The organism is Pseudoalteromonas sp. AS71 (assembly GCF_038900275.1).
In the GTDB taxonomy this organism is placed as follows: domain Bacteria; phylum Pseudomonadota; class Gammaproteobacteria; order Enterobacterales; family Alteromonadaceae; genus Pseudoalteromonas.
Genome location: NZ_JBBMQZ010000008.1, coordinates 41,909 through 65,215, shown reverse-complemented (window position 1 = coordinate 65,215; position 23,307 = coordinate 41,909). Strand labels below are relative to the sequence as shown.

Sequence of the window (23,307 nt, the reverse complement as noted above, 5' to 3'; positions counted from 1 at the left end):
GTTTAATACCTGCCTTAATTTGTATTAAAGCCTAATTTATTTAGCGTGCTGCTCTAATAGACTAAAGGTCGGTAAGCGCCATTTAAAGCGTATTGATGCAATACGTATTAAGTAACCTGCAACCAAGCTCACAATAATGCTTATGTTGTCGTCAATATTGTAATGGTGTAATGCTAGGTATAAGCACGCTACAATTAGCGATACGCTTGCATATAGCTCATTGTGTAATACTAACGGTGCTTGGCGACATATTAAATCGCGCAGTAACCCACCAAATACACCGGTTACAACCGCAGCCACTACACAAATACCATAGTGTAATCCCATATTTAGACCCACTTGGCAGCCAATAATACTAAAAGCAGCTAAACCAAGGGCGTCTAAGCGCATAAATATACCTTTAAATTTAACTACCCATTTAGCAAGCCACGTAGTCACAATGCCCGCAATACAGGTAATTAATAAATACTCAGGGTGTTGTACCCATGTAAGCGGGTAATTGCCTAGTAATATATCTCGTACGCTACCACCGCCGATTGCCGTGGCGCTGGCTACCAGCACTACGCCAAACCAATCCATTTTCATTCGCCCTGCGCTAAGTGCGCCGGTCATGGCTTCTGCGGTAATACCAATAACATAAACAACGGTTAGTAACATAAGATAATCACTTAAAATACGTGCGTAAAAATAAGGTGTGGATTGTATAGATAAATTAAGTAAATAACGAATGAAAAATCATGCTAAAAGAGCTTCATTCAGATAGAAATAACTAATAACAAAAACCAGTGTAAACAAGCTGTTAAGTTAAAGGGGAGGGTAAAGTTAGGAGTATTACAACAAAGGACAAATGGCCGCAATTTTAAATTACTATTCATAAGGTGGAAAGGCTTGTGTAAAAGTGGACGTTCTTAATAATTGTTACAGCTAAATAGATTATCGCTAAAGCATTTAGAAATATTTTGTTACAAGTTAATTGTTAATTATTTGTTTTTTTTGTTCCCATTACGTGTATTTTATAAGTCTCTTTGTATTAATTCTAAAAGGAACTACTTATGTTTAGTAAGAAAAAATTACTACCCTCTATACTTATTCTTTCATCATTATATAGCGTATCTTCTAATGCAGGGATCTTTGACTTACCTGACAATTGTACCTATGGTAGAGCTGAAAGCTTCGAATTAACATCAGATGATATTGGCAATGGCGTGGAAGCTGGTTATGATATTTATAATGATAACGATAGAAATTATGATCAAGCAGAATTAAATTCTTGGAAACAATTAGTTGAAAGCTTAAAAGAGATAATTGATTCTTACGATTATGTAAGAATTGAAAGCCCTAAGTTTGTACTTCAAAATCAAAGTTTCAGAGTTAAAGCTAATTTGTTTGATACATTCGCTAATATCAGGTTCAACAATTCAGAATTTGGATATGTAGGAACTGACAAATCTAGTATTGAAGCAAATGCATACAGAAATATGAGCTTTAGTAAAGCATATGGAGCTGGGTTAGTGTGGGTGAATAGAGCAAACGGGATGTGTTCAGCTGAAAGTGTATGGGTTCAAAAGCCCCCTCAAATAATTTCAGGAGATACATCATACAATGCTAGTACTGGCCAAATAGTCGTTAATACAAACTATAAAGTGGATAAATACTCAGAAGCAGCAAAAAATCAAAACAAATTGGTAAGAGTTCAAGTCAATATAACTAGCGATAACTTCAACACAACTACCAGCAAATCCATAAATGTAAGTGAATTGTCTTCAATAAAGCAGATATCTATTTTACCTCATGCAGGTGCTGGCCTCTACTCTGTTCAAGCTACAGTATACGATGGTAATTACGTAGCAAGTCTAAACCTAGGTAATACCTTTGTAAGAGACGGTACCGTTATTCCTCCTTGCCCAAGATGCAACAAAAATTAATCTATATCCAGTCTTAACCTAAAAGAAGCCGAAAGCTCTAGCTCTTGGCTTCTTTTTTAAACTCTAGTAATGCATAAAACTATATAATTTTTTCTATAGGAAAATAGTTAGACATTTAACATACGAGCTTAAGTATTAAGCAGCTTTTTTTTAAGAGCTCAAATTAATCTAACATGAATAATTGGTTGCATGGTTTTAATTTAGGAACATATAATAACAAGTGTTAACTAAATGGAATTTGCGTAAAACGCAGCTTAAGCAAAATAGGCGGATACATGCACAAAGGATTGTTAAAGACGTGGAAAACCGACAAAGGTTTTGGTTTTATTAAATCAGACACCCTAGAACACGACACGTTTATACACATATCAGCGCTCAAACACATGAGCCGTAAGCCTAAAGTTGGCGACACTATTTATTTTGAAGTTGCTACGCAGCCCGACGGTAAAACCAAAGCAATTAACTGCCGCATAGAATGCGTTGCAGAGCTTAAAGCACCTTACCAAAAACACAATCAACAGCCTTACCGAGTTGCCAAATCTAATTTTGCCAGTAGCTTTTTAGGTAAAGTTGCCTCAATTGCGCTTATTGCTGCACTTTACTTTTATGCGATTAATAAATACAACGCTCACTCAAGCAGCCAAACTCCTGTCATTACCAATGTTGATTTAGCCACTTTTGATGAACAACACCTAAAAGTCATTATTCCTAATAACACGCAAAATTTTACGTGTGATGGTAGGCAGTATTGTACTGAAATGCGCTCACGAGAAGAGGCAGTATTTTTTATTAATAACTGCCCAAATACGAAAATGGATGGCGATAGAGATGGTAACCCTTGTGAGAGAGATACAAGGTTTTAAAGGCTAGGGCACTTACAAAGCTTTTAGCTTAAGGTTAGGTTAGGTTAAATAAAAATAGAATTAATTAATAGCTGTGTACAAATACAGTTATTTGCAATTTGCCCCAGAATATTATTAAAAGTCGTTTTGGGGTTAAATAACAAAGGTCATTACATCACTCTTGTAGAGTTGTTTAGTGTAAATATCGAACAATGTAATAGATGCCGTTTTGGGGTGTTATAAACTCAAAGTACGGTTCAATAAGCTGTTAGTATTTTCAAAAAATTAGGAGTACAAATGTTAGATTTAAAGTCTTTTTTAATAGGTGCAGTTCTAACTACTGCAGTAGGCGGTGGGTTTTATGGCATATATGTCAAAAATGCAGTTAAAACGGTTGTTCCACAAGTTAATGCTTACGCTCTCTTAGGAGAATGTGTCTCGTTACAGAATGGTTTCGACATCAAGGGAATAGAATCATTTTTAGATAAAGCAGAAGGCGCTATGCCTAATATAAGGGATTCCGATACTATCGTAACAGGAGTTGGTGTTGCCCTTGGAGGGGATAGCAAGCGACCCTCAGGCATGGGGACTCCTTTGAGTATTTGTATTGAGAATATCAGCTCGAAGTTGGTAATGCTAAAAGAACAAGTAGAACAATAAAGTAATCAAAACTAACAAGTTACTTAAACGGGCACAAAAAAGTTAGCTGTGCTCGTTTCTCGCAAATTTTAGCCAACGTCCATTAGCCGCTTAGCAAAGCATTAAATTTTAGGGGAAATATGGGTTACAACATAAAGAAATGGAAAGAAAGACTAGCGGAGCGTTCGGATCTAAGCTCTCAGGTTATTCACCTTACTAAGGAATCTCACTTTGACAGTAAGAAATTATCGGCCATAACAAATCTAAAAAAAATAATTTCGGAACGAACAATTGAAGGAAGTGACAATAAAGGATTTGTAGTCGGTACTAAATCAGCTGTGTGTTTTCAAGATGCCCCGCTTTATGCCGCTTGTCAAAATACATATTTTGAGCAGAAATATCGTAGGATAAACCCAAAGGCTAAAATAAGATATTCACCTATTGGTATCATGTTCCCAAAAGAATATTTATATGAAAAGGGCGGGCGTCCGGTGCTATATGAGAAGACATCAGTGGCAAAGAAAATACTTCCTAAAGAGGAATGGTGGAGAATTGTAAATTTCGACATGTCAGACGAAGATAACGTAATTGATTGGACGCATGAGAGAGAATGGCGATGCCCAGGTGACTTCAAGTTTGATATTTCACAAGCAACTCTTTTGTTTGTTAAAACATCGAATTATAAGTCTTTCTTAACATGGGATGGTAAGCAAAAATCCCCAGTGTTAGATAAGGTCAAAAGTCTTGTTGTACTATCAGATATTCTTTATTAGTAATCCAGCTAAGGATTTAAAAATAATAAAGGCAAGTTAACAGTAGCACCCATCTTAAATTTTGCTCTTTCCAAAATTTAGGACTACGTTTTAGGTAGTGCAAAAAACGAGCAGGGTGTCTTATGGCAATTGCAATAAAGCGTCAAGTAAGTTTGGTTGATACAAAATACTACCATTGTATTTCACGTTGCGTGCGTCGTGCATTTTTATGTGGCGAAGACCGCTTTACAGGCAAATCTTACGAGCACCGCAGAGGCTGGGTTGAAGATAAACTGCTTGAATTAGCAAAGGTATTTTGTATTGATGTGTGTGCTTATGCTGTTATGAGTAATCACACTCACTTAGTCCTGTATGTAGATGATAATCGATGGTATATGGGCTCAAATCTTGACTTCATACATCAAAACATAAATCGGTTAAAAGGTTTTTGATATTAGCTATTCTTTCCTCTAAAAGCGCAGCGCCTCATAACCTCTTTGTGAATTAGCTATAAATAATTGAGGTGGCTGGCACTTTAAATATGAACACTTAAATATGAACACTTAAATGTAAAACATCGGCGAATTAGCACTCTAATACACGCCGATGTTTATAACTCATTTAAATAAGCACATTACTTGTAAGGTATTTGGCCTTAGTCTGCTTTACGGTAAAGGCTTATTAAGCATATCGCTAAAAGTAACGTTGCAATCATGCCTGATGCACCAGCAACAGCTGATGGAAGGAATCCATCACGGCCAAAGGTAATTAAAATACCATTGGCAAGCATTGCAACTCCGCCAGCTAAGGCTGTAAGTCCGCCAATTGCTTTGCCGCCTTTAGCTAGAAAAGACAGGCCAAAAACAAGAGCTGCTAATCCTAATAATAATTTAGCTGCGTAGTAAATCATGAATGACAAAGAAACCACGCCACCAATTAAAGGTTGTGCACCCTCTACTGTGCCTGCAACTTTTCCAAATGTTGAAAACAAAGTAAGGCCAATACTCACCTGTACTATGTTAAGTACTGCGCTAAACGCGATTGCCGACCAGCCTAGTTGAGCGTTTTTTGCTTGCACCATAGATGTGCCTGCAAAGGCAACAAGTAAAGTAAATACCAGCGCTTCTAGCCCCCAAGCCACCTGTCTTGAAAAACTAATTTCTGCACTGTAAAGAACAGAATAAATACCCTGTGATATCGCCAATACCAATAATAAAGATGCTGTAATTAGCATGGTGCGTTTATTCGTAAATTCCATTATTTACCTCTTATAATTTTATATTTAATGCTTTAAAAAGATTCTACAGGTTTGAATACATCAAACAGGGAGCTTTTTAGCTAATTAGCTTTTACACATAGCCTATAAGACAGGTAAAGCTATTTAATTATTTCACTTAAACCTATAAAAATAATAATTAATTACAAATAGGCTCAAATTTTGGTTTTATTCAAAACTTAAATTGGGAAATCGTTTAGGTTCAAGCCATTTATGCCCTCGCCTCATTCCCTCTTAGTAAATCAATGTTTAACTATCTTAATTATCAAGAGGGCACACATTTTGAGTATGTGGTTAAACGGCTTAATACTTACGGCGTTAAGATAAAAACGTAAAATGGGACCAGTCACTTAACGCTGTAATAGTTTGCTTTGTAGGGGGCGCAACATAGATTAAACCTGCAATGGCAATAACTGATGCTAGCGTAATTAGCTTATTATCGAAGTCGGCTATTTTTAAAGCTGTCCCGAAAGAGCGTTTAATGGTGACATTGCTTAAATCTACACTGTAAATTTCATCTAGCAATAAATGAGTTAACCCGCCTAATAAAATAAACCCACCCGTTAACCAGGCAAAAACGGCTGCTTGTGTGGTTGATTGGTCATTTAGTTTCCATACTACTTGAGTCGTTAATAGTGCGCATAACACTATAAATAGTAAAGAGTGGCAACTGCCTCTATGTACTGTGATCCACTCAAAAATGGGTCTAATAATATATTTTATAAATCCGTAAACCAATAACGGCACTACAATTAACTCAATAAAGCTAATTGTAATAATGAGCTCGGTGGTTATGTAATGCAGTACCAGTAATACAGCGCTGAGTGCAAATAAGTTAAAAATAGTATCGAGTGATGTGGAGTTATCTGAATCTATGTCGGGTAATAAGCCGCCGATTGAGCCTAAAAACCATAACCAGAGCGCGCCCTTTAATTCAATATGTCCTGCAGATAATAAGGTGGCGGAGGCTAAGCCTGTGATGATTACGGCAGTATTAAGATGAGTATTGAAGTTTGCCATTGTAACTCTTGATGGGAAAAAGTACGGCATTCTAACAATTGAAAAGTTTATTGTTCAATATTCTTTAAAGATTAAACTGTAAATAACCTGGGCTCTGGTTAATAAGTCACTCTTTGGCAGCTATTTTTGGTGCTAACTGTGTTTAAAGTGCTCAATTAACCCTCTTACTTTTTAAACTCGTCATAAAATGCAATTTGCCCTCGGCCAGTTTCTTTTACGTGGTAGAGCATTTTGTCACCGTTGATCATTAATTCGAGTAGCTCTTCACCATCATTAGGGCCTACTGCAATACCAATGCTTGCACCCACGGCGCATGTTTTATTTTGTGAAATATAAATGTCTTGTTGTAACTCGTTTAGCAAAGCGATGGATTGCTCACGCGTTGTTGCTTTGTTGTAGGTATTAACTTGCCTTGCAACAATAAATTCGTCACCGCCTAGGCGGATGCATATGTCGGTTTCTTGGTTAAAACGCTTTTTAAATCGGTGCGCTATTTCAATAAGTACTTTATCTCCGGCTTCGTGGCCGTAGGTGTCATTTATTGGTTTAAACTTATCTAAATCAATCATCATTAGTACAAGGTGCTGATTATGTTTAACACACTCACGAAGCGCTTTTTTAAGGCGTTTTTCACCGGCTCTGCGATTGAGTAGGTCGGTTAGTGGGTCGTGATCGGCTTCAAAACGGGTTTGAAATTCGCGTTCTGCGCGCTCAGTTACATCATGTAAAATGACTTCAACTAAGTGTTCTTGATGAGCGCTTCGCTTTGTTTCACGTTGCTCTGTTAATCTAACAAATAAGCAGTGCAACCAAATGGTTTTATGGCCCACTTTACACTCTATATCTAGGGTCGCTTGTGGCGGGTTTTTATCACAACGAATATCTGCAAGCAGGCTTTGTAACTCATCAACGTTATTTAATAGAGCAGGAAAGTGCAAGGTTGATAATTCTTCTTCGCCGGGTACGGTAAAGTAATGTTTAAACGCGGGGTTAAAGGTGGTGATAATATTATTGTCATCTAATAAACAAATACCGGCGCTGGCTTGTTCAAAAATAAGTCTAAATTTAGCTTCTAGTTCTTGAGTTTTTTTACGAAGGGATTGCTCATTACTTATGGTTAACTTTAACTCATGCATTAGAGCGTTTATACCATGCGTTAGCCTGCTTATTTCGTCTCGCTTACCTTGCTTAAATTCTAGCATTGTCATGGTTTCGGGATTAGTAGGGTCAATCGTCGCAAAGCTGTCTGTTAGGTTTTGAATAGGCTGAGTAAGCCATTTGCGTACAACTAACGACACAAAAAAAGCGATGACGATTGATTGAATCAGCATTAAAAGAAATTCTTTTATAAGTGATGACTGTGCTTGCTGTTCAATAAATTTATCGTCGGGGTATATGGCAAGTACACCTATAAAGGAGCCTTCTATAAAGGGGTGAATTAATTTAATTAAAACAGCTTCATTTTTTTTGTTAGTAGAACCACTTGCAATAAATAACTCCATTTCGCCTTTTGCATTTGCTTCTCCTTCTAGGCTTGCGCCTTGTACTAAATCGTTACTTAGTAAGCCATTAATAATTTCTTGGCTTAATTCACGATCGTTTAAGTAGGCAGCTATTGCGGCTGTTTTTCCCATTGTTTGTGCTAACTGCTGCACGAGTAGGTAATTGGTGTTTTTCTTTTCTTTAAAACCCGAGTAATAAGAAAGAGTTGACGATACTAACGTAACTACAATAGCGACAATGGCGATTGATAGAGCAACGCGTACGTAGAGTGCTTGGCTAATTTTAATCAAATGTGTATACCACTTTTACTGCGTCTGTAACCTGCGATTGGGGAATATAGCCAATTGCAAATTGTGATGCCGCTATTTTGTTTAACGCGTCTTCAACGGATGTTGAGGGTGTTGGGGGCTTTGCGCGCCCTGAAAACAATAACCTAGCCCAATAAGCATTAATTTTTTGCTCATCTTTGTTGACCAGTTGTAGGTAAAAGTCATTTTTTAATGTTGATTGCGCCGGCAAATCGAGTGGTTTAGAGGTTTCACCATCAGGGAACGTTAAATAACGGCCCATGTAAATATCAATAACTTCGCGCTTAGACAAGGCGTTAATTGTATTGCTTTTATTTACCACCACTACAAATTCTGTAGATTTTGCATTAACACTAACAAGGAGCAGGCATAGCGGCTGCAACAGATAAAGGAGTACGTTACGATAGCTCATCATTGTTAAAACACCATACTAGCGTTCAAACTTAGCATATGTACTTTGTGGCCTTCGTCTACATCAGCCGGATTACTAAGGCTCCATAACCCCGCGCCTACGGGCTTTATATCAAAGCGGTCTAGTTGGGCTTTTAGCACTAAGCGCTCCGATAGCTGCCATTTTACACCTATGTTAATTGAATGCTGATGAACATAAGGCACTTTAATAGCAGCTTGTGTTGCAAGTGCTAGCTGTTGTATTGGTTCTGAAATTTGCTCGGGTGTGCCTGGTGAAAAAACAGGATCGTTTACTTGTATAACATCATGACGATTTCTTGCTGCTGAAAAGCTCGTGTAAAATATTGCATTGTTTACCCTATACCCAGTGCTAATATAAGTGCTGAAAACTGATGGTGCAATTATCCAATCGGATTCTGAAATACCTACTTCAGATTGAATAAGCCAATTATCATGATCGTAGGTAAGTCCAAACGCGGCATATTCTATACTGTGGCCTTTGGTATTAAATTTGTTAGATATAGTCTCTGCTTGTGGCCATATACTTTGTGGGACAGCGTCTAGTAAAGCTAAAAACTCATCTAGTGAGTCTAGCTTATAGTCACCAAAATCAGACTTTGATAGTGAAAATCGCACTGTCCAAGAATCCAGTGAATAGGTAGCACTTAAGGTTGTTAAATTATCAAAATCTATAAAAAAGTCTTTGTTGTATGCTTGCAGCTTTGCAGTAGAGCTCCCATAGGCGAGCTTTAAGCGTAAAAATCCTTCATCAATGGCTTTACTGTATTCAATATCCACGCCGTCGTAATTTCCTGCAATGTTTGCAAAAGAGTAGTATTCGTGAGGAGGGCGTATCCATAAGTAGGCGTATCCTACATAAGGATATTCAGAGAGTAAGTAAAGATCGCTATTTAGCCGACCAGCACGGATAGCCCAATGGCGTGAGGGGCGGTAACGTACAAAGGCGAGCTCTAAAAAGTTATCAAGACTTTTAAAGGTATGATCTTGTAAAACGACTTGTACCACGGAGTCCCAGTTTTTTGAGAGTGAGATATTAGCTTGCCCACCTAAAATTGAATCACGCGTTGCTGAAAAGCCTGTATCGTTTTCGTTTAAGTAATTAGATGCAAAGGCGATATCTGAATCGTCAGTGTAACTGAGTGTTAAGGATGCAAAACCGCTAAATTGCACGTCTATTTCATTTGCATAGCTTTTATTAGCAGCAGAAATTACCAATATAGCTATGGCAATTGTACCTCGGAACAACATGTTAGCGCTTATTTTTATGATATAGATAATAAAAAGATAGCACATTTTTTTAAATTACCAACTTTACTAACATACGTTTTTACCATAGGCATTAGGATGGCATGGACAGGCAGCTTACATTCTTTAGTGTTGGTTTTTAATTTAACTTAAATTGTAAATTTAAAACATAACACTATTCTAAGTTTCACATAAAAGAGGCTATTTTAAGTTGGTTTAATTTTTACCTCTCAAAGTAATATTATATTAACTACGTAACGTTGTTTATCTTATTTATTGATTTACAATGTTATATTGTTGCAATACATATTTGATATAGTATAACATTCACTCCTATGTAATTTCCCTAAATAGAGTTTTAGTGTGACAACACCTACCGCGATTAATAAAACACCACCAATTGAACAAAAAACGTTTGATAAACACGTTAGCAACACAGGCGCCGCTTTAAACGATACGATGATTGAAGTGAGCTCTTTAAATTTTAGTATTAAAGATAACGCTATTTTAAAAAACTTAAGCTTTAGTGTGGCTGCAGGCGAGGTGTATGCGCTACTCGGTGGTAATGGTGCAGGTAAATCAACTACATTAAAAACGTTACTCGGATTTAATAAACCAACTCAAGGCTCTGTAAAAGTAGCCGGTAAAGAGGTTACTCAAGCGCTTGATTTTGTTCGTGGCAAAACCGCGTATCTGCCAGAGTCGGCAACACTTTACCCGCATTTAACTGCTCGCGAAAATGTTGAATATTTTTTATCACTTGCTGATATTAAAAAATCAGATGAACAAATTAACGCAGCTTTTAATCGTGTTGCATTACAGCGCGATGCGTGGGACCGCCACATGCAAACTTATTCAAAAGGCATGAGGCAAAAAACAGCAATTGCACTTGCGATACTGCGTGAAGCTCCGATATTTTTACTAGATGAGCCTACATCTGGTCTAGACCCTGTTGCCATTGATGAATTTAATCAACTTGTACGTGAGCTTGCATTAACTGGTGCGACTATTTTAATGGTTACCCACGATGTATATGGCGCGTGCCAAGTGGCAAATCGTATTGGTTTACTTAAAAACGGTGAGCTGGTGGGGGAGTTTGATGCGCCTCAAAGTGGGCGTATTGATACCGAGCAAGTACACGCTGCATTTGGGCATCACGCTAATAGAGGTGCTTAATGAGTATAAATAACTTTTCTAAGGTGGTGATTGTTGCCAAAGATGAGTGGCGTTATTGGCTTCGCTCAAAATTAGCAATGACCGTGCTTGCTATTGGTTTGGTGCTCACGGTTGCCTCGGTGATTGTAACGGCTATTACCATGATGGAGCTAAGCCACTCACGGCATGAATTACAGGCAACTAGCGATAAAAGCTTTGTTGATCAACCCGACCGTCATCCACACAGAATGGTGCATTATGGGCATTATGCATTCAGAACGCCTTCACCACTTAGTACGCTTGACCCGGGTATTGATGCCTACACAGGCAACTCTATATTTTTAGAAGGGCACAGACAAAATAGCGCAATGTTTGCAGATAGCCGCCAAGGAACTGCATTAACTAAATTAGGTAGTTTAACGCCTGCATTTATTGTACAAACACTCGCACCTTTATTACTGATATTAATTGGCTACAGCGGTATTAGCCGCGAGCGTGAGTCACAAACGCTCTCGTATTTGTTATCGCAAGGTACATCGGGCGCAACGCTTATTGCAGGTAAAGGATTGGCGCTACTTTCTGTTGTGGGTTTAATTTTAACTCCGCTGACGGTATCGGCTTTATTTACACTTGGCTCAGGCGAAGGCTTACTTGCGGTTGCAAGCTTTGTGCTTGGCTACGCTTTATATTTAATTGTGTGGGTGCTGCTTATTTTACTGGCATCGAGTGTGTTTAGTAAAAACAGCGGCAGCTTTACAGCACTTGCCTTTGTTTGGATTTTACTGTGTATTGTAATGCCACGTGTAGCAAGTACAACAGCCTCCACGGCAGTGCCATCAGCAGGCAAAATAGAAACCGACTTTGCTGTAAAAGCCGAACTTAGAAAACTAGGTGACGGCCACAACACAAACGACCCCGCATTTAAGCAATTTAAACAATCGCTCCTTAATAAATACAACGTTAGCAGTATTGATGAGTTACCCGTTAATTTTAGAGGGCTAGTGGCAAGCGAGTCTGAGGCTAAACTCACAAGCGTACTCAATAAGTTTGCTGAGCAGCGTATGCAAGCTGAACTTAAACAAACACAGGTATCGCGTTATTTTGGTTGGGTTTCACCTATGGTGGCTATTCGGTCGTTATCGATGATTGTGGTAGGTACGAGTATTGAAACTCATCATCGCTTTTTACGCGAAACCGAGCAGTTTCGCTTTGATTTTGTGCAAGGGCTTAACAAAGTTCATGTAGAAAAGCTTAGCTACCAAGACGACATGAACCGCAATGCTGATACTGCTGCAACCCAAAAGGCACGTGTAAGTGCTCAAAATTGGCAAATACTGCAAGACTTTACTTTTAATGTAGACAGCTCAAAAGCTAGAGCGCAGCGAAGCATACCTGCTTTTTTACAGCTACTACTTTGGATTGCGGTGCTGTTAGGCGGTATTAAATTTGTAGGGAGGCGTTTGATATGAGTTACCTATTAAAACAGCTTGCGCGTGAATGGCGTTTTTTACTTCGTCAAAAATACTTAGTGGTATTACTGGTGTGTACCTTTGTAATGTCGGGGTTTGCAGTTTTCAGCGGGCTTAGTGAAGTAACACATCAAAAGCAAACCATTGAGCGCTTAAAAGCCGCCGATTTAACAGACTTAACTAACGTTCAACATAAATACGAAGACCCAGGCTCGCTTGCCTATTACAGTTTTCACTTAACGTATTCATCGCCTTCAAATTTAGCGTTTGCTGCTTTAGGCGAGCGCGATATTTACCCGTGGAAACACCGCTTAAATTTACTTGCCCTAGAGGGACAAATATACGAAAGCGATGCGCAAAACGCAGAGCTAGCGCAGGCAGGTAAAATTGATTTTGTATTTGTAGTAAGTGCATTAGCACCGCTGATAGTTATTTTACTATTTCATGATTTATTTGCTAATGAGCGAACAAGCGGTAGGCATGATTTATTAGTAACTACTGCTAGGTCTTACTTTGCATTATGGGGGGCGCGAATAGCAGTGAGGTTGATTGCAGTAATAGTGTGTTTAATGCTGCCATTTTATATAGGTACATTGCTTAGTCATTCGGCCCTTGCTGATGTGGGGTTTGTTACTTTTATTTGTGTAATTTACATTGCGTTTTGGACTGCGCTCAGTGTGTGGTGGGGTAAAAACGCCAGCAGTGCGCCGCGTGTTGCTTCAACGTTAATTGGTTTTTGGGTGTTAGTTGCTTTTATTATTCCTATTTTAGGCGATTTAGTTATAAACAAAACGGTGCACTCACCAAAGGGCGGCGACATTGTGCTTACTCAAAGAGAGGCCGTTAACGATGCATGGGACTTACCAAAGAAGACCACAATGGATGCTTTTGTTGCTTCAAATCCACAGTGGAAAGATCACGTTGATATGCAAAGCGAGTTTGAGTGGAAATGGTATTACGCATTTCAGCAAGTTGGAGACGAAAAAGCAGGTGAACTTTCACATGCGTATCGTGATGCAGCGCATACAAAGTATCAATTAGCGGGAATTGTATCGTGGTTTTCACCGCCATTGCTGTTACAACGCAGTTTTACACGACTGGCGAGCACTGATGCTTTAGCTGCATTTAGATACGAATACCGTATGCGAGGATTTCATAAAAGTTTAAGGGAGTTTTACTACCCTTGGCTCTTTATAAAGGGTAACCCACCAAAAGCGGCGCTTAAGAATATGCCTAGCTTTAAAAAAACAATGCTTAATGAAATGGATGAGCCTGAAGTTACAGGCGTTAAGCTAAAAGAAAATTTATCAGTTAACTAATTAACAAGGTTTATAATGAATACCAATAATAAAGGGCTAAAGCTCACCTATTTAAGCGCATGCTTAGTCAGTTTATTTAGCAGCCATGCTATGGCAGTTGAGCAAAACCAAAAAGATGACAGCGTTAATAATAGCCCTATTGAAAGATTGGCTGTAATTGGTTCGCGTCAAGCGTATCAAGGTAAATTTAGTGCGTTAGAAACACCGCAATCAGAACTGAAAATAGATTTAGAAGCCCTTGAAAACGCAGGTGCGATAGATTTAAATCAAGCGCTTGATTTGTCGGCGTCGGTTGCTCGTCAAAATAACTTTGGTGGACTTTGGAATAGCTTTGCGCTGCGTGGTTTTGTAGGCGATGAAAACTTACCAAGTAATTACCTTGTAAATGGGTTTAATGCCGGGCGTGGTTTTGGTGGCTCACGTGATTTATCGGGTATTGAGTCGGTTGAGGTTTTAAAAGGCCCACGCGCGGCTTTATTTGGCCGTGGAGAGCCTGGTGGTACAGTAAATTTAGTTACTAAACGCCCAACGTTTGATACAAGTGGCGAGCTAAAACTAAGCGTAGGCAGCTTTGATACCTACCGCGCCGATGTAGATTACACAACACCTCTTAATGATGATGTGGCAATTAGACTGGTTGGTTTTTATGAAGACGCAAAAAGCTTTCGCGATACGATAGAAACAACTAAACAAGGCTTTAGCCCATCAATAACGTGGAATATTAATGATAATAGCCAACTAATATATGAGCTTGAATACAGCGACCAAGAAGTCCCTTTTGATAGAGGTGTATTAGCCATAGATGGTGAACTTGGTTTAATACCAGAAAGTCGCTTTTTAGGAGAACCAGGTGATGGCCCAATAGAGGCAGATGTACTTGGTCATCAATTAGAGTTTGTTCATGACTTTAATGATAACTGGAGCGTGTTGCTGGGCGCTAACTACCGAGATACATCGCTTGAAGGGTTTGCAACCGAAACCGGTTTTGCAGGTGTTGTTGATGGTGAGGTAAATCGTTTTAGGCGTTATCGTGATTACGATGCTAAATATCAGGTGTTTAGAGCTGAAGTAACCGGTAATTTAGAGGTTGCAGGGTTAGAGCATCGTTTAATAATTGGTGTGGACTCTGATAAATTCGAAAATGATCAATTTGTTCTTCGCGTGCGTGGCGATCAGTTTATTAATGTATTTAACCCCGTGTATGGTGCGTATGAGTTACCTACGCCAACGGCCAATACCGATAAGTTAGAAGTGCAAGAGTCGTTAGGTATATTTATACAAGACCAAATAAGCCTAACCGATAAGCTTGATATACGTATTGGTGCACGCTTTGATGACTACGAACAAACACTTAATAACCGCTTAGCGGATACTCAATCTAAGCAAAACGAATCGCGTGTTAGCCCGCAGTTTGGTGTTGTGTATGAGGCGAGTGAGTTTTTATCTGTTTATGCCGCTTATGGCGAAAACTTTAGGCCTTTATCAGGCACTGATACAAATGGCGATGGTTTTGAGCCAAATCAATCAACGTCGTCAGAGGTAGGCGTTAAATTTACTTTAAACGATGGCGCTCTGTTTGGCACCGTTGCTGTATTTAAAGTAGAACAAGACAATATGCTGGTAGTTGACGATCCGACTGCATTTACTTTTGCTGCAATTGGCGAAGCACAAAGCAAAGGCATAGAAATTGATATAAACGGTGATCTTACTGATGATGTAAGCCTTTGGTTATCTTATGCGTATGTTGATGCAACTATTGAAAACTCATTTTTTGATGCGAACTTTGGTTATACAGTAGAAGCGGGAAGCTCTTTATTAAATATTCCTGAGCATCAATTTAGTTTACAGCTAGTTAAATCGTCTGAGTTATATGGTAAAGCCGTTAAATTTGGTGGAGGCTTGGTTTATGTAGGCTCACGAAACGGCTTTTTTGGTACCGATTTTGAGCTGCCAAGTTATACAACAGCGCGTACATTTGTTGATGTTGACGTAACTAAAGCATTTGGTTTACGCGCAGAGGTAGATAACCTGTTTGATGAAACCTATTACACTAACTCATTTGCTGATGCGTGGGTTCAACCGGGGACACCGCGTAGCGTAAGGTTAAGTGCGAATTTTAAGTTTTAAACGTACACATTACAATGATACAAATGAAAAGGCTGCTTTATTTAAGCAGCCTTTTTACATTGGTCATACATCGTTAGGTTTTTAGGGTCTGTCTAGCGCTGTTTTGCATCAATAAGTAACACTTAACTTAATAACAAAGGCTTTATGAAATAGACGGTGGATAAGTAAACCATTATTATAAATTCCTTGTTTTGCCAATGTTATAGCTAGGATTTAATAGCAATATAAAATGGAGATTAATTGTGGAAGATAAATTAAAAGAAAAAAGTGTGACACAGAAATTTTTTGGTGAATATTCTTGGATGTATCAAGTTTCAGCGTTTCTTGCTTTTATTATGGTTATTTACATTAGCTTTAATGGAGAGGGAAGTGTTTGGACACAGCTTGTGAATGGTGATTTTAATTCTGCTTTGCTTGTTAGCATTGTTGGTTATTTATCTGAATTTAGATATCGATTTATTAAAGAATCTCGAAATAACTAATAAGATTAAAAAGCGACTAATTTAAGCGGCTTTTTAATCTTTTACAGTGAAATACCTAATTAGACGTAATTAATGAGTTGCTCTGTCGCCCCAAATATCTTCTAGGCGGCTATCTCGACCACAACGCCAGCGATAGGTATTGTATCGGATTGGGTTGTTTTTGTAGTAATCTTGATGAAAGCTTTCTTTTCCTTTAATAGGGTAAAAGGTACTTGCGTTTAGTATTGGTGTAACCACAGTTTGATTAGGGAACTCGGCAACTACTGCAGCTTTTGTTTTTTCAGCTAATTTACGTTGTTCGTCGTTTTCAACAAATATAGCACTTAAGTAACTAGGGCCTTTATCGCAAAATTGGCCTCTGGCATCAAAAGGATCAATATTAACCCAGTAATGATCAAGTATGCCTTTGTAGCTTACTATGGCTGGGTCGTAAGTAATTTCTACGGCCTCGTAATGGCCTTTATGATTACCATTGTACGTTGGGTTTTTAAGTTTACCGCCAGTAAAGCCCGATATTACATCGGTTACGCCTTCTAGTTTTTCAAAGTCGCTTTCCATACACCAAAAGCAACCTCCAGCTAAAACGGCTTTTTCGGTTTTAGCTGCATGAGTAAATGTGCTAAACAATATTGCGGCAGATGTTAATGCTAATGCGAGTGATTTTTTCATAAAATTATCCACCTGTGGAGTGAGTTTATAAATGCTTGTAAAGTTAGACCCGCTAAGTGCTAATACTATTTCATTGTAGAGGCATTGTATTAGCAGGCTAACACTTATCTATGGTGCAAAATAATGTGCTTAAGTAAGTTTTATAGTGATAGGGCTTGTCGTTAGATCACTTTATAAGTGAGCAGCATGGTTTAATTAGTTTAGCCATATAAGTGTTATTTATTGGGGTGTTGAATTATGCTGGCTTGTTCATTAAAGTGACAACATTCGAGATATAAATTAGCAGGTGATAAATGAACCAGTTAACTGAAAAATCAATAAGCTGCCCTTATTGCGGCGAAAGTATAGAAGTATTACTTGATGCAGCAGATATTGATGAGCAATACATAGAAGACTGCCAAGTATGCTGTAAGCCTATTTCGTTTGTAGTATTTGAAGATGAAGACGAGTTAAACGTTAATGTTTATAGCGAAGACGAAGCGTTTTAACTAGTTAATTAAATACTAGGGTCTGTTGATCTTTCAAGGTTAAATTTGCAGCAGTCTGTTTGGTATTTAGGCAAGGCAGAGCCTATACAGTGTGGTTATTCCCCATAAATAGGCGATAACGTAGCATTAATGCCAAACAGGCGCTGCCCAAAGGGTTCTTCCTAGGGGCTATTTACTCTTTGTTGCTCGGTTTTTACTTAGCCCACTAGGTTACAAACCTCGCGCCGCGATTAAATAGCCCCTAGTTTGAACAAATTTCAATCCGCAAAGATCAACAGACCCTAGGCTGCAATTTTGCAGCCTTTTTAATGCGTATGTGTTTGGTTAGCTATTTTGTTCTCGCGCTAGTTGGTTAGGGAGAAGTTCTTCTACTATTTCACGTGCTGGAAGTGTATAGCGTGTGCCGTCAAACATTACTGAGGTAAACTCGTTAATATTAGTAATGCCTGTTAAGGTCCAGCCTTCGCCGCGCTTTGGGCAATATACTGTGGTAGTGGGTTGTATTACTTTAAAATCGTCACTCATTACGTTATCTACTCTTTTTGCTTTAAAGATAATGCTTGTTAATGGGGTATGGTAAGTTAATAATGCTTGCCCATAAAGAGCTAATTTAACTAACCACTTAAATAAAATGTTTAATACCACAAAGCTTGAACGCGTTACGCTGCGCTTAATTACCCACAAACACGCTGCGTGTTTATTTAATATTTTAAATCATCCGCACGTGTCAGAATTTAACGACTACGATACACCCCTTACCAAAACACAAATTAAGCAACTAATACAAGATGATATTAGCGCCTATTACGAAGGCGAAGTGATTAGAGTTGCAATTGAACATAATATATCTGGAAAGTTAATGGGTACTTGTGGGCTTTATAATTTAACGCCCTGTAAAAGTAATGCATTTATAGGATTTGAGCTGCACCCCGACTTTTGGGATAAAGGTGTAATGTTTGAAGTAGTCACTGGTTTCACTAAAGAGTTACTTGAGCATATTCCGCTTAAACATTTATCGGCTGAGGTGAGTGCACACAATGCACGCTCTCATAATTTACTTATGAAGTTAGGCTTTAGTTTAAGAGAAAATTCTATTTGGCATAAATCGCTTTAACGTAAAACGACAAATTTTTAAATCTTTGCGAGTGTAAATAAAATACAAAAAATAACGGCTTTCTATTATAGTTAAGCGTAAGCAAATGAATTTGTTACCCGTGTTTTATTAAATATTTACGCTTAACAAGGATTTTATATGCTAGAAAAACTCTCTCAAGATGCACTTGTTATTTGGGCTACCATTGACCCAATAGGCACGATGGCGTTGTTTGCTGCGCTTACTTCTCACTTAACCGATAAACAACGTCGTAAAACAGCTTTTAAAACGGTGCTTTATGCAGGCTGTGTATTATTGGGTTCTATTTTAATAGGGCAGCTAATACTCAATGCGATGGGAATTAGATTGGTGTCGTTTCAATTAGGTGGCGGTATTATATTGTTTTTGTTTGGCCTGCAAATGATTTTTGGAAACGATTCTAACAAAGCTAAACAAGACCCTGAACACGATATTGCGGTGTTTCCGCTAGCTATACCAGCAACTGCGACCCCTGGTGCTATTTTGGCGGTGATACTACTTACCGATAACCACATACACCCAATTACCACTCAAATAGGCACAGCGCTTGTTACACTTGGTGTGCTTGGCATTACATTAATATTGTTGCTGCTTTCGGGTAAAATAATTAAGCTTATTGGTACTGGTGGCGCGTCTATTTTAACGCGTGTTATGGGGATGATTTTAGCCGCATTTTCGGTTGAGCTTATTATGACCGCGCTTGAAATAAAACAATGGGTTAAGCTCGATTAAATAACTCCTAAACATTTAAAGGAATGCCGCATGGCAATAAAAATAACAAAACACTATTTTATTAATTTAAGTTTAGCCGTAGTCATTTTTGCTATCGGTATTTTAGCTATACGTTATTACAACCATTATGTATCGGCCTATACCGATGTAACAATTAACTCAAGTGTGCTTAATGAGTCGCGCAAAGTATTTATAAGATTACCCGCTAATTACAATCCTAAAAAAGCGTATCCGTTAATTATTAAAACCGACGGTAACTTTAATTTAGATACATGGGATAAAGCACTTACAAAACAAGCTAAGAGCGAAAAAGGGGATAAGGCTATATTGGTGTCTATTCCTAATTTGTTTTTTACAGATACACGTAATCGCGATTTAGTTCCTCCTTATGCTCGCCAAGATGTAAATACACAAGCGCGACCAGAAGGTGAAACACTTATAGAGCCAAATGGTGAAGCCGACAAGTTTTTAGCGTTTATTGAAACTGAATTACTCCCTTATTTATCAGCAAAATATAAGCTTAGTAATAACCGCGTATTAAGTGGTTTTTCGGCAGGTGGTAGCTTTGTACTTTATACACTGCATACTAAGCCTGAGCTGTTTAATGGCTACTTTGCCTTTAGCCCAGCGGCTTGGTATGACGATATGACAGTGGTTAATAATGTAGAAGCATTTTTAACTACTCAAGCAAATAAAATTAAGTCGCCTACTTATTTATACCTTTCTGTGGGTGGAGCAGAGCATCCGTTAATGTTAAAAGCGTTTGATAATTTAGAGTCTGCCTTAACAGCAAACCCTAATAATAACCTTGTGTGGCAAAGCGCTATAAACAAAGGTGCTGAGCATTCAGATAATCCAACACTGAGTGTATCAAAGGCATTAGCTGGTTTTAGTGCGTTTATTAAAAAGTAGGTTAGATAGGCCTTAGAGGTAACTGTATGCATATACAGTTACCTGTGTTTTAACTATTTATGATAACGAATCAGCTTCATAGCACTTTACTTAGTTTAATGTTATTAACGACTTACAAAGGGAGATGTTTTAATTTATTTTTACACAGTAAATACGCACACTGTGTTTATATACAGCACGTAGGTGTTGAGTTAGAATACAGGCAGTACCTATGAGCATATGTGATCAGCAATAATCAGTGCAAGCACTTTGCAATTTCAATGTAGTTTCACCATCTTTATATACTCTGAATGCAATTAATATAATTAAGCTGGTGGCTTTACAGAAAGAACACATCATACTAAATGTTATTATAATGCTAAACTTAGCAATAGAGTCAAATTAAAAAAAAGTAATCAGGAAAGTAGTGCAAATAAAGCAGGAGGTTTAGATAAAAAAAGAGCATTTATAAAAATGCTCTTTTGTAAGTTACGACTACTTTGCTTTGGTCGGTTTAAAAAACAATACCAGTGCAATTATAAATGCTGAAACGCTACAAATTATAAATACGTTTTTCTCACCACCAGGTATATATTCCATAAATGAGGTAAAAAACTGACCCGAGAATACAGCCATCGTAAAGTACGATAAGTTACGGCCGCGTACTTTCACATCGCTGAGCTCTACCGTCATATGGTTTAAAAGCGGAATACTAAAACCAAATCCTATACCTATTAATATTGCGCCTACAATTAAAAGTAGGGTGCTTACTTGTGTAAAACAAATATACGATAAACTAAACGCTAAAAAGGCAAATGCCAAAACCTTGGGCTCACCAAGCTTCTTTGTTATTTTAGGCATAAAGCCTGCAGTAACTACAGCCACTAAAGATATAAATGCGAGTAGTTGGCCTATTTGTGACTCGTTAAAGTTTTGCTGGTTCATTGTAATGGGCAGTAAAACGGTTGATGTAAAAAATATGGTCATCGCAAGTGTTGAAATTACATAAACGCTTTTTAACGAGAGGCCATTGTTAGCTTTGTGGTGTAGATGTTCTGGCGCTTCATCGTTATTACTAACCAGTGAGTTTTTACTTGGCACAAACAATAAAAGCATAGCCAAAAATACCCACGCTATTAAATAAAGTGAAAATGGCAGCGCCCAAAATTGCGAGGCTAATAATCCACCTAAAAATAAAAATATAACACCGCCTAACTCTATCGCCATACCTTGTTTTGCAATCATGCCTAGGCGTGCTTCGCCTCTGTACCATACAGAAATTAAAACCGTACAACTTGCCATTACCACAGCAGTTATACCGCCAAGTAAAAATCTGTTTGCAAATACAAGTGTTGGACCATTTAAAAAATAAGCGCTTGCACCTGCCAGTCCATATAAAAATAAACCAATTATTAAAAGCTTATAAGCGCCGTACTTATCAATTAATTTTCCTGCTAAGGGCGCAAACACCACAGCCCCCAACGATGGCAACGTGATTAAAAGTACGGTGTTATCGGTTATACCTAATCCTTGTGAAATACTGACTAAACCTGGTGCAAGTAGGGTTCCCACCATAATAGTTAAGCTCGCAATACACAATAATGTAAAGCTACCCGCTGTTTTCAATGTATTCATTTTTACTCCTTAAGTTTTAAGCGATTATTTTTTTGCAAATGAATTGAAAACAGCACTTAGCAAAATAAATATAATGCTTACACCAACAACGCCAGGCCATTGATAAAGTGCAAATGCCTTAACACCAACCATTGAGCCTAAAGCGCCTCCAATGTAATAACCCAGCATGTAAATTCCATTTATGCGACTTTGCGCAGTGGGGTCAATACTAAAAACACGCACTTGGTTAGCCACTTGCGCACTAAATATAGCAAAGTCGATTAAAATAATGCCAATAACTAACGACGCTAAACTGCCATTAAACAAACCTGTAATAGCAAAGCCGATTGCCGCAAGTGTAAGTGCAATCATAATTAGAGCTTTAGATCCTAGTTTGCTGACCCATTTACCCGATGACTTAGCCCCAATTACACCAGCCAATGCTATTACACCAAATAAACCCGCTTGTTGAGCGTTGTAGTTAAATGGATCGTTACTTACATAAATTGCAAGTGTTGCCCAAAGCACGTTAAATGATGCAAACCAAAATGCGCCCGAAAGTGTAAAATGCTGTAGTGATTTATGTTTAATAAACAACGCCAACGTACTTTTAATGAGAGGCCAGTAACGCAAATTAGTGTGTGGCTTATTGCCAGGTAAAAACACGCGCAGTAATATACCAAATAATGCTGCGAGTACTGCTGACATTAAAAATACACTTCGCCAACCAAATTGCTCACCTACAAATCCACTTAACGTTCTTGAAAGTAAAATACCGATAGTTAAGCCCATCATTAATGTGCCTAACGTGGCACCTTTTTGCTCGCTCGATACAAGCGATGCTGCAAAGGGTATTAATTGCTGGGTTATATTGGCGCTTACACCAATTAAAAATACCGATATAAGTAATAAAGGTAAGTTAGGTGCAAGCATTGCTGCACTACAAGCCACTACTAATAAGCTCGACAAAATAGTAATTAAACGCCTGCGAGCAATCGAGTCACCCAAAGGAGAAATAAATAATAACGCAAACGCGTAACCAATTTGTGTAAGCGCGGGAATACTCCCAAGCTGTGAATCAGTTAAATTAAATTCGTTCGCTATAAGCGGTAAAATAGGCTGGTTGTAGTATAAGTTTGCTGCTGTTGCGGCAATTGCAGTGGTCATTAGTAATAAAATAAATCGACTTAATGACTGATTTTGTTTGGGTTTGGTCATAGCTGTCTAGTGTTGTTAACTCATGCCGCTATGGTATGAGTTCTTTACCTATAACAAAAATGATATTAT

Annotated in this window: 23 protein-coding genes and 1 pseudogene; 14 read left to right on the top strand and 10 right to left on the bottom strand. The window is 38.2% G+C overall.

What is annotated here, in order from left to right; all coding sequences use genetic code 11:
- Positions 1-36: 36 nt before the first annotated feature.
- The gene (locus WNY98_RS07870; RefSeq protein ID WP_342877574.1) at positions 37-657 is read right to left on the bottom strand and encodes a trimeric intracellular cation channel family protein; all 621 of its coding nucleotides are present in this window, start codon (positions 655-657) and stop codon (positions 37-39) included.
- A 395-nt stretch (positions 658-1,052) separates the two neighbouring features.
- Between WNY98_RS07870 and WNY98_RS07865 the strand changes: the two genes are divergently transcribed.
- The 5 genes and pseudogenes from WNY98_RS07865 to WNY98_RS07845 all read left to right on the top strand — a co-directional run.
- Positions 1,053-1,925, top strand: coding sequence for a hypothetical protein (locus tag WNY98_RS07865; RefSeq protein ID WP_342877573.1), 873 nt, complete (start codon positions 1,053-1,055; stop codon positions 1,923-1,925).
- 275 nt (positions 1,926-2,200) lie between these two features.
- Positions 2,201-2,788, top strand: coding sequence for a cold shock domain-containing protein (locus WNY98_RS07860; RefSeq protein ID WP_342877572.1), 588 nt, complete (start codon positions 2,201-2,203; stop codon positions 2,786-2,788).
- A gap of 276 nt (positions 2,789-3,064) precedes the next feature.
- Complete coding sequence (locus WNY98_RS07855) at positions 3,065-3,427, top strand: hypothetical protein (RefSeq protein WP_342877571.1); 363 nt, start codon at positions 3,065-3,067, stop codon at positions 3,425-3,427.
- Between the two features lie 119 nt (positions 3,428-3,546).
- Positions 3,547-4,179: a hypothetical protein gene (locus tag WNY98_RS07850; RefSeq protein WP_342877570.1), complete on the top strand. Its 633-nt coding sequence runs from the start codon at positions 3,547-3,549 to the stop codon at positions 4,177-4,179.
- A 122-nt stretch (positions 4,180-4,301) separates the two neighbouring features.
- Positions 4,302-4,541, top strand: a pseudogene (locus tag WNY98_RS07845) (Mobile element protein); the annotation flags it as partial.
- 272 nt (positions 4,542-4,813) lie between these two features.
- Here the strand turns inward: WNY98_RS07845 and WNY98_RS07840 are convergent.
- The 5 genes from WNY98_RS07840 to WNY98_RS07820 form a co-directional block, all read right to left on the bottom strand.
- Positions 4,814-5,416 (bottom strand): thiamine biosynthesis protein ThiC, encoded by a 603-nt coding sequence (locus WNY98_RS07840; RefSeq protein ID WP_076924637.1) that lies wholly within the window; start codon positions 5,414-5,416, stop codon positions 4,814-4,816.
- Between the two features lie 336 nt (positions 5,417-5,752).
- On the bottom strand, positions 5,753-6,454 hold the full coding sequence (locus tag WNY98_RS07835) for a metal-dependent hydrolase (RefSeq protein WP_342877569.1): 702 nt from the start codon (positions 6,452-6,454) through the stop codon (positions 5,753-5,755).
- Between the two features lie 164 nt (positions 6,455-6,618).
- Positions 6,619-8,247: a sensor domain-containing diguanylate cyclase gene (locus tag WNY98_RS07830; RefSeq protein ID WP_342877568.1), complete on the bottom strand. Its 1,629-nt coding sequence runs from the start codon at positions 8,245-8,247 to the stop codon at positions 6,619-6,621.
- On the bottom strand, positions 8,240-8,680 hold the full coding sequence (locus WNY98_RS07825) for a hypothetical protein (protein WP_342877567.1): 441 nt from the start codon (positions 8,678-8,680) through the stop codon (positions 8,240-8,242). The genes WNY98_RS07830 and WNY98_RS07825 overlap by 8 nt, the downstream gene beginning before the upstream one ends.
- Before the next feature lie 2 nt (positions 8,681-8,682).
- A complete protein-coding gene (locus WNY98_RS07820; protein WP_342877566.1) occupies positions 8,683-9,945 on the bottom strand; it encodes a hypothetical protein in 1,263 nt (420 codons plus the stop codon).
- Positions 9,946-10,305: 360 nt separating this feature from the next.
- Here WNY98_RS07820 and WNY98_RS07815 point away from each other — a divergent pair, with 360 nt between their 5' ends.
- From WNY98_RS07815 to WNY98_RS07795, 5 genes are all read left to right on the top strand, one after another.
- Complete coding sequence (locus tag WNY98_RS07815; protein ID WP_342877565.1) at positions 10,306-11,118, top strand: ATP-binding cassette domain-containing protein; 813 nt, start codon at positions 10,306-10,308, stop codon at positions 11,116-11,118.
- Positions 11,118-12,566, top strand: a complete 1,449-nt coding sequence (locus WNY98_RS07810; RefSeq protein ID WP_342877564.1) for a DUF3526 domain-containing protein — start codon at positions 11,118-11,120, stop codon at positions 12,564-12,566. The genes WNY98_RS07815 and WNY98_RS07810 overlap by 1 nt, the downstream gene beginning before the upstream one ends.
- On the top strand, positions 12,563-13,885 hold the full coding sequence (locus WNY98_RS07805) for a DUF3526 domain-containing protein (RefSeq protein WP_342877563.1): 1,323 nt from the start codon (positions 12,563-12,565) through the stop codon (positions 13,883-13,885). Before WNY98_RS07810 ends, WNY98_RS07805 begins: the two co-directional genes overlap by 4 nt.
- 15 nt (positions 13,886-13,900) lie before the next feature.
- On the top strand, positions 13,901-16,012 hold the full coding sequence (locus WNY98_RS07800; RefSeq protein ID WP_342877562.1) for a TonB-dependent siderophore receptor: 2,112 nt from the start codon (positions 13,901-13,903) through the stop codon (positions 16,010-16,012).
- A gap of 242 nt (positions 16,013-16,254) precedes the next feature.
- Positions 16,255-16,494 carry a hypothetical protein gene (locus WNY98_RS07795; RefSeq protein ID WP_342877561.1) on the top strand — a complete coding sequence of 80 codons (240 nt, stop codon included), beginning with the start codon at positions 16,255-16,257 and terminating at the stop codon, positions 16,492-16,494.
- Positions 16,495-16,563: 69 nt separating this feature from the next.
- On the opposite strand, the gene msrA is transcribed toward WNY98_RS07795, so the two are convergent.
- Complete coding sequence (gene msrA, locus WNY98_RS07790) at positions 16,564-17,163, bottom strand: peptide-methionine (S)-S-oxide reductase MsrA (RefSeq protein WP_165735155.1); 600 nt, start codon at positions 17,161-17,163, stop codon at positions 16,564-16,566.
- Positions 17,164-17,456: 293 nt separating this feature from the next.
- On the opposite strand from msrA, the gene WNY98_RS07785 reads away from it, so the two are divergent.
- Positions 17,457-17,651 (top strand): CPXCG motif-containing cysteine-rich protein, encoded by a 195-nt coding sequence (locus WNY98_RS07785; protein WP_024593951.1) that lies wholly within the window; start codon positions 17,457-17,459, stop codon positions 17,649-17,651.
- Between the two features lie 324 nt (positions 17,652-17,975).
- Here the strand turns inward: WNY98_RS07785 and WNY98_RS07780 are convergent, their stop codons facing one another.
- Positions 17,976-18,176, bottom strand: a complete 201-nt coding sequence (locus tag WNY98_RS07780) for a hypothetical protein (RefSeq protein WP_002962626.1) — start codon at positions 18,174-18,176, stop codon at positions 17,976-17,978.
- 106 nt (positions 18,177-18,282) lie between these two features.
- Here WNY98_RS07780 and WNY98_RS07775 point away from each other — a divergent pair, with 106 nt between their 5' ends.
- The 3 genes from WNY98_RS07775 (at position 18,283) to WNY98_RS07765 (ending at position 20,427) form a co-directional block, all read left to right on the top strand.
- Entirely contained in the window at positions 18,283-18,765 is a 483-nt protein-coding gene (locus WNY98_RS07775) for a GNAT family N-acetyltransferase (RefSeq protein WP_342877560.1), read from the top strand.
- 138 nt (positions 18,766-18,903) lie between these two features.
- Entirely contained in the window at positions 18,904-19,515 is a 612-nt protein-coding gene (locus WNY98_RS07770; RefSeq protein ID WP_076924648.1) for a MarC family protein, read from the top strand.
- Between the two features lie 30 nt (positions 19,516-19,545).
- Entirely contained in the window at positions 19,546-20,427 is an 882-nt protein-coding gene (locus WNY98_RS07765) for an alpha/beta hydrolase-fold protein (protein WP_342877559.1), read from the top strand.
- 474 nt (positions 20,428-20,901) lie between these two features.
- Here WNY98_RS07765 and WNY98_RS07760 read toward each other — a convergent pair whose 3' ends face one another.
- Together WNY98_RS07760 and WNY98_RS07755 are read right to left on the bottom strand one after the other, a co-directional pair.
- Entirely contained in the window at positions 20,902-22,041 is a 1,140-nt protein-coding gene (locus tag WNY98_RS07760; protein ID WP_342877558.1) for an MFS transporter, read from the bottom strand.
- Positions 22,042-22,065: 24 nt separating this feature from the next.
- On the bottom strand, positions 22,066-23,238 hold the full coding sequence (locus WNY98_RS07755) for an MFS transporter (protein WP_342877557.1): 1,173 nt from the start codon (positions 23,236-23,238) through the stop codon (positions 22,066-22,068).
- Positions 23,239-23,307: the final 69 nt, after the last annotated feature.

Coding starts and splice junctions, on each gene's coding strand:
- WNY98_RS07870 (WP_342877574.1), bottom strand. CDS start 657: ATGTTACTAACCGTTGTTTATGTTATTGGTATTACCGCAGAAGCCATG.
- WNY98_RS07865 (WP_342877573.1), top strand. CDS start 1,053: ATGTTTAGTAAGAAAAAATTACTACCCTCTATACTTATTCTTTCATCA.
- WNY98_RS07860 (WP_342877572.1), top strand. CDS start 2,201: ATGCACAAAGGATTGTTAAAGACGTGGAAAACCGACAAAGGTTTTGGT.
- WNY98_RS07855 (WP_342877571.1), top strand. CDS start 3,065: ATGTTAGATTTAAAGTCTTTTTTAATAGGTGCAGTTCTAACTACTGCA.
- WNY98_RS07850 (WP_342877570.1), top strand. CDS start 3,547: ATGGGTTACAACATAAAGAAATGGAAAGAAAGACTAGCGGAGCGTTCG.
- WNY98_RS07840 (WP_076924637.1), bottom strand. CDS start 5,416: ATGGAATTTACGAATAAACGCACCATGCTAATTACAGCATCTTTATTA.
- WNY98_RS07835 (WP_342877569.1), bottom strand. CDS start 6,454: ATGGCAAACTTCAATACTCATCTTAATACTGCCGTAATCATCACAGGC.
- WNY98_RS07825 (WP_342877567.1), bottom strand. CDS start 8,680: ATGATGAGCTATCGTAACGTACTCCTTTATCTGTTGCAGCCGCTATGC.
- WNY98_RS07820 (WP_342877566.1), bottom strand. CDS start 9,945: ATGTTGTTCCGAGGTACAATTGCCATAGCTATATTGGTAATTTCTGCT.
- WNY98_RS07810 (WP_342877564.1), top strand. CDS start 11,118: ATGAGTATAAATAACTTTTCTAAGGTGGTGATTGTTGCCAAAGATGAG.
- WNY98_RS07805 (WP_342877563.1), top strand. CDS start 12,563: ATGAGTTACCTATTAAAACAGCTTGCGCGTGAATGGCGTTTTTTACTT.
- WNY98_RS07800 (WP_342877562.1), top strand. CDS start 13,901: ATGAATACCAATAATAAAGGGCTAAAGCTCACCTATTTAAGCGCATGC.
- msrA (WP_165735155.1), bottom strand. CDS start 17,163: ATGAAAAAATCACTCGCATTAGCATTAACATCTGCCGCAATATTGTTT.
- WNY98_RS07785 (WP_024593951.1), top strand. CDS start 17,457: ATGAACCAGTTAACTGAAAAATCAATAAGCTGCCCTTATTGCGGCGAA.
- WNY98_RS07780 (WP_002962626.1), bottom strand. CDS start 18,176: ATGAGTGACGATTTTAAAGTAATACAACCCACTACCACAGTATATTGC.
- WNY98_RS07775 (WP_342877560.1), top strand. CDS start 18,283: ATGTTTAATACCACAAAGCTTGAACGCGTTACGCTGCGCTTAATTACC.
- WNY98_RS07770 (WP_076924648.1), top strand. CDS start 18,904: ATGCTAGAAAAACTCTCTCAAGATGCACTTGTTATTTGGGCTACCATT.
- WNY98_RS07765 (WP_342877559.1), top strand. CDS start 19,546: ATGGCAATAAAAATAACAAAACACTATTTTATTAATTTAAGTTTAGCC.
- WNY98_RS07760 (WP_342877558.1), bottom strand. CDS start 22,041: ATGAATACATTGAAAACAGCGGGTAGCTTTACATTATTGTGTATTGCG.
- WNY98_RS07755 (WP_342877557.1), bottom strand. CDS start 23,238: ATGACCAAACCCAAACAAAATCAGTCATTAAGTCGATTTATTTTATTA.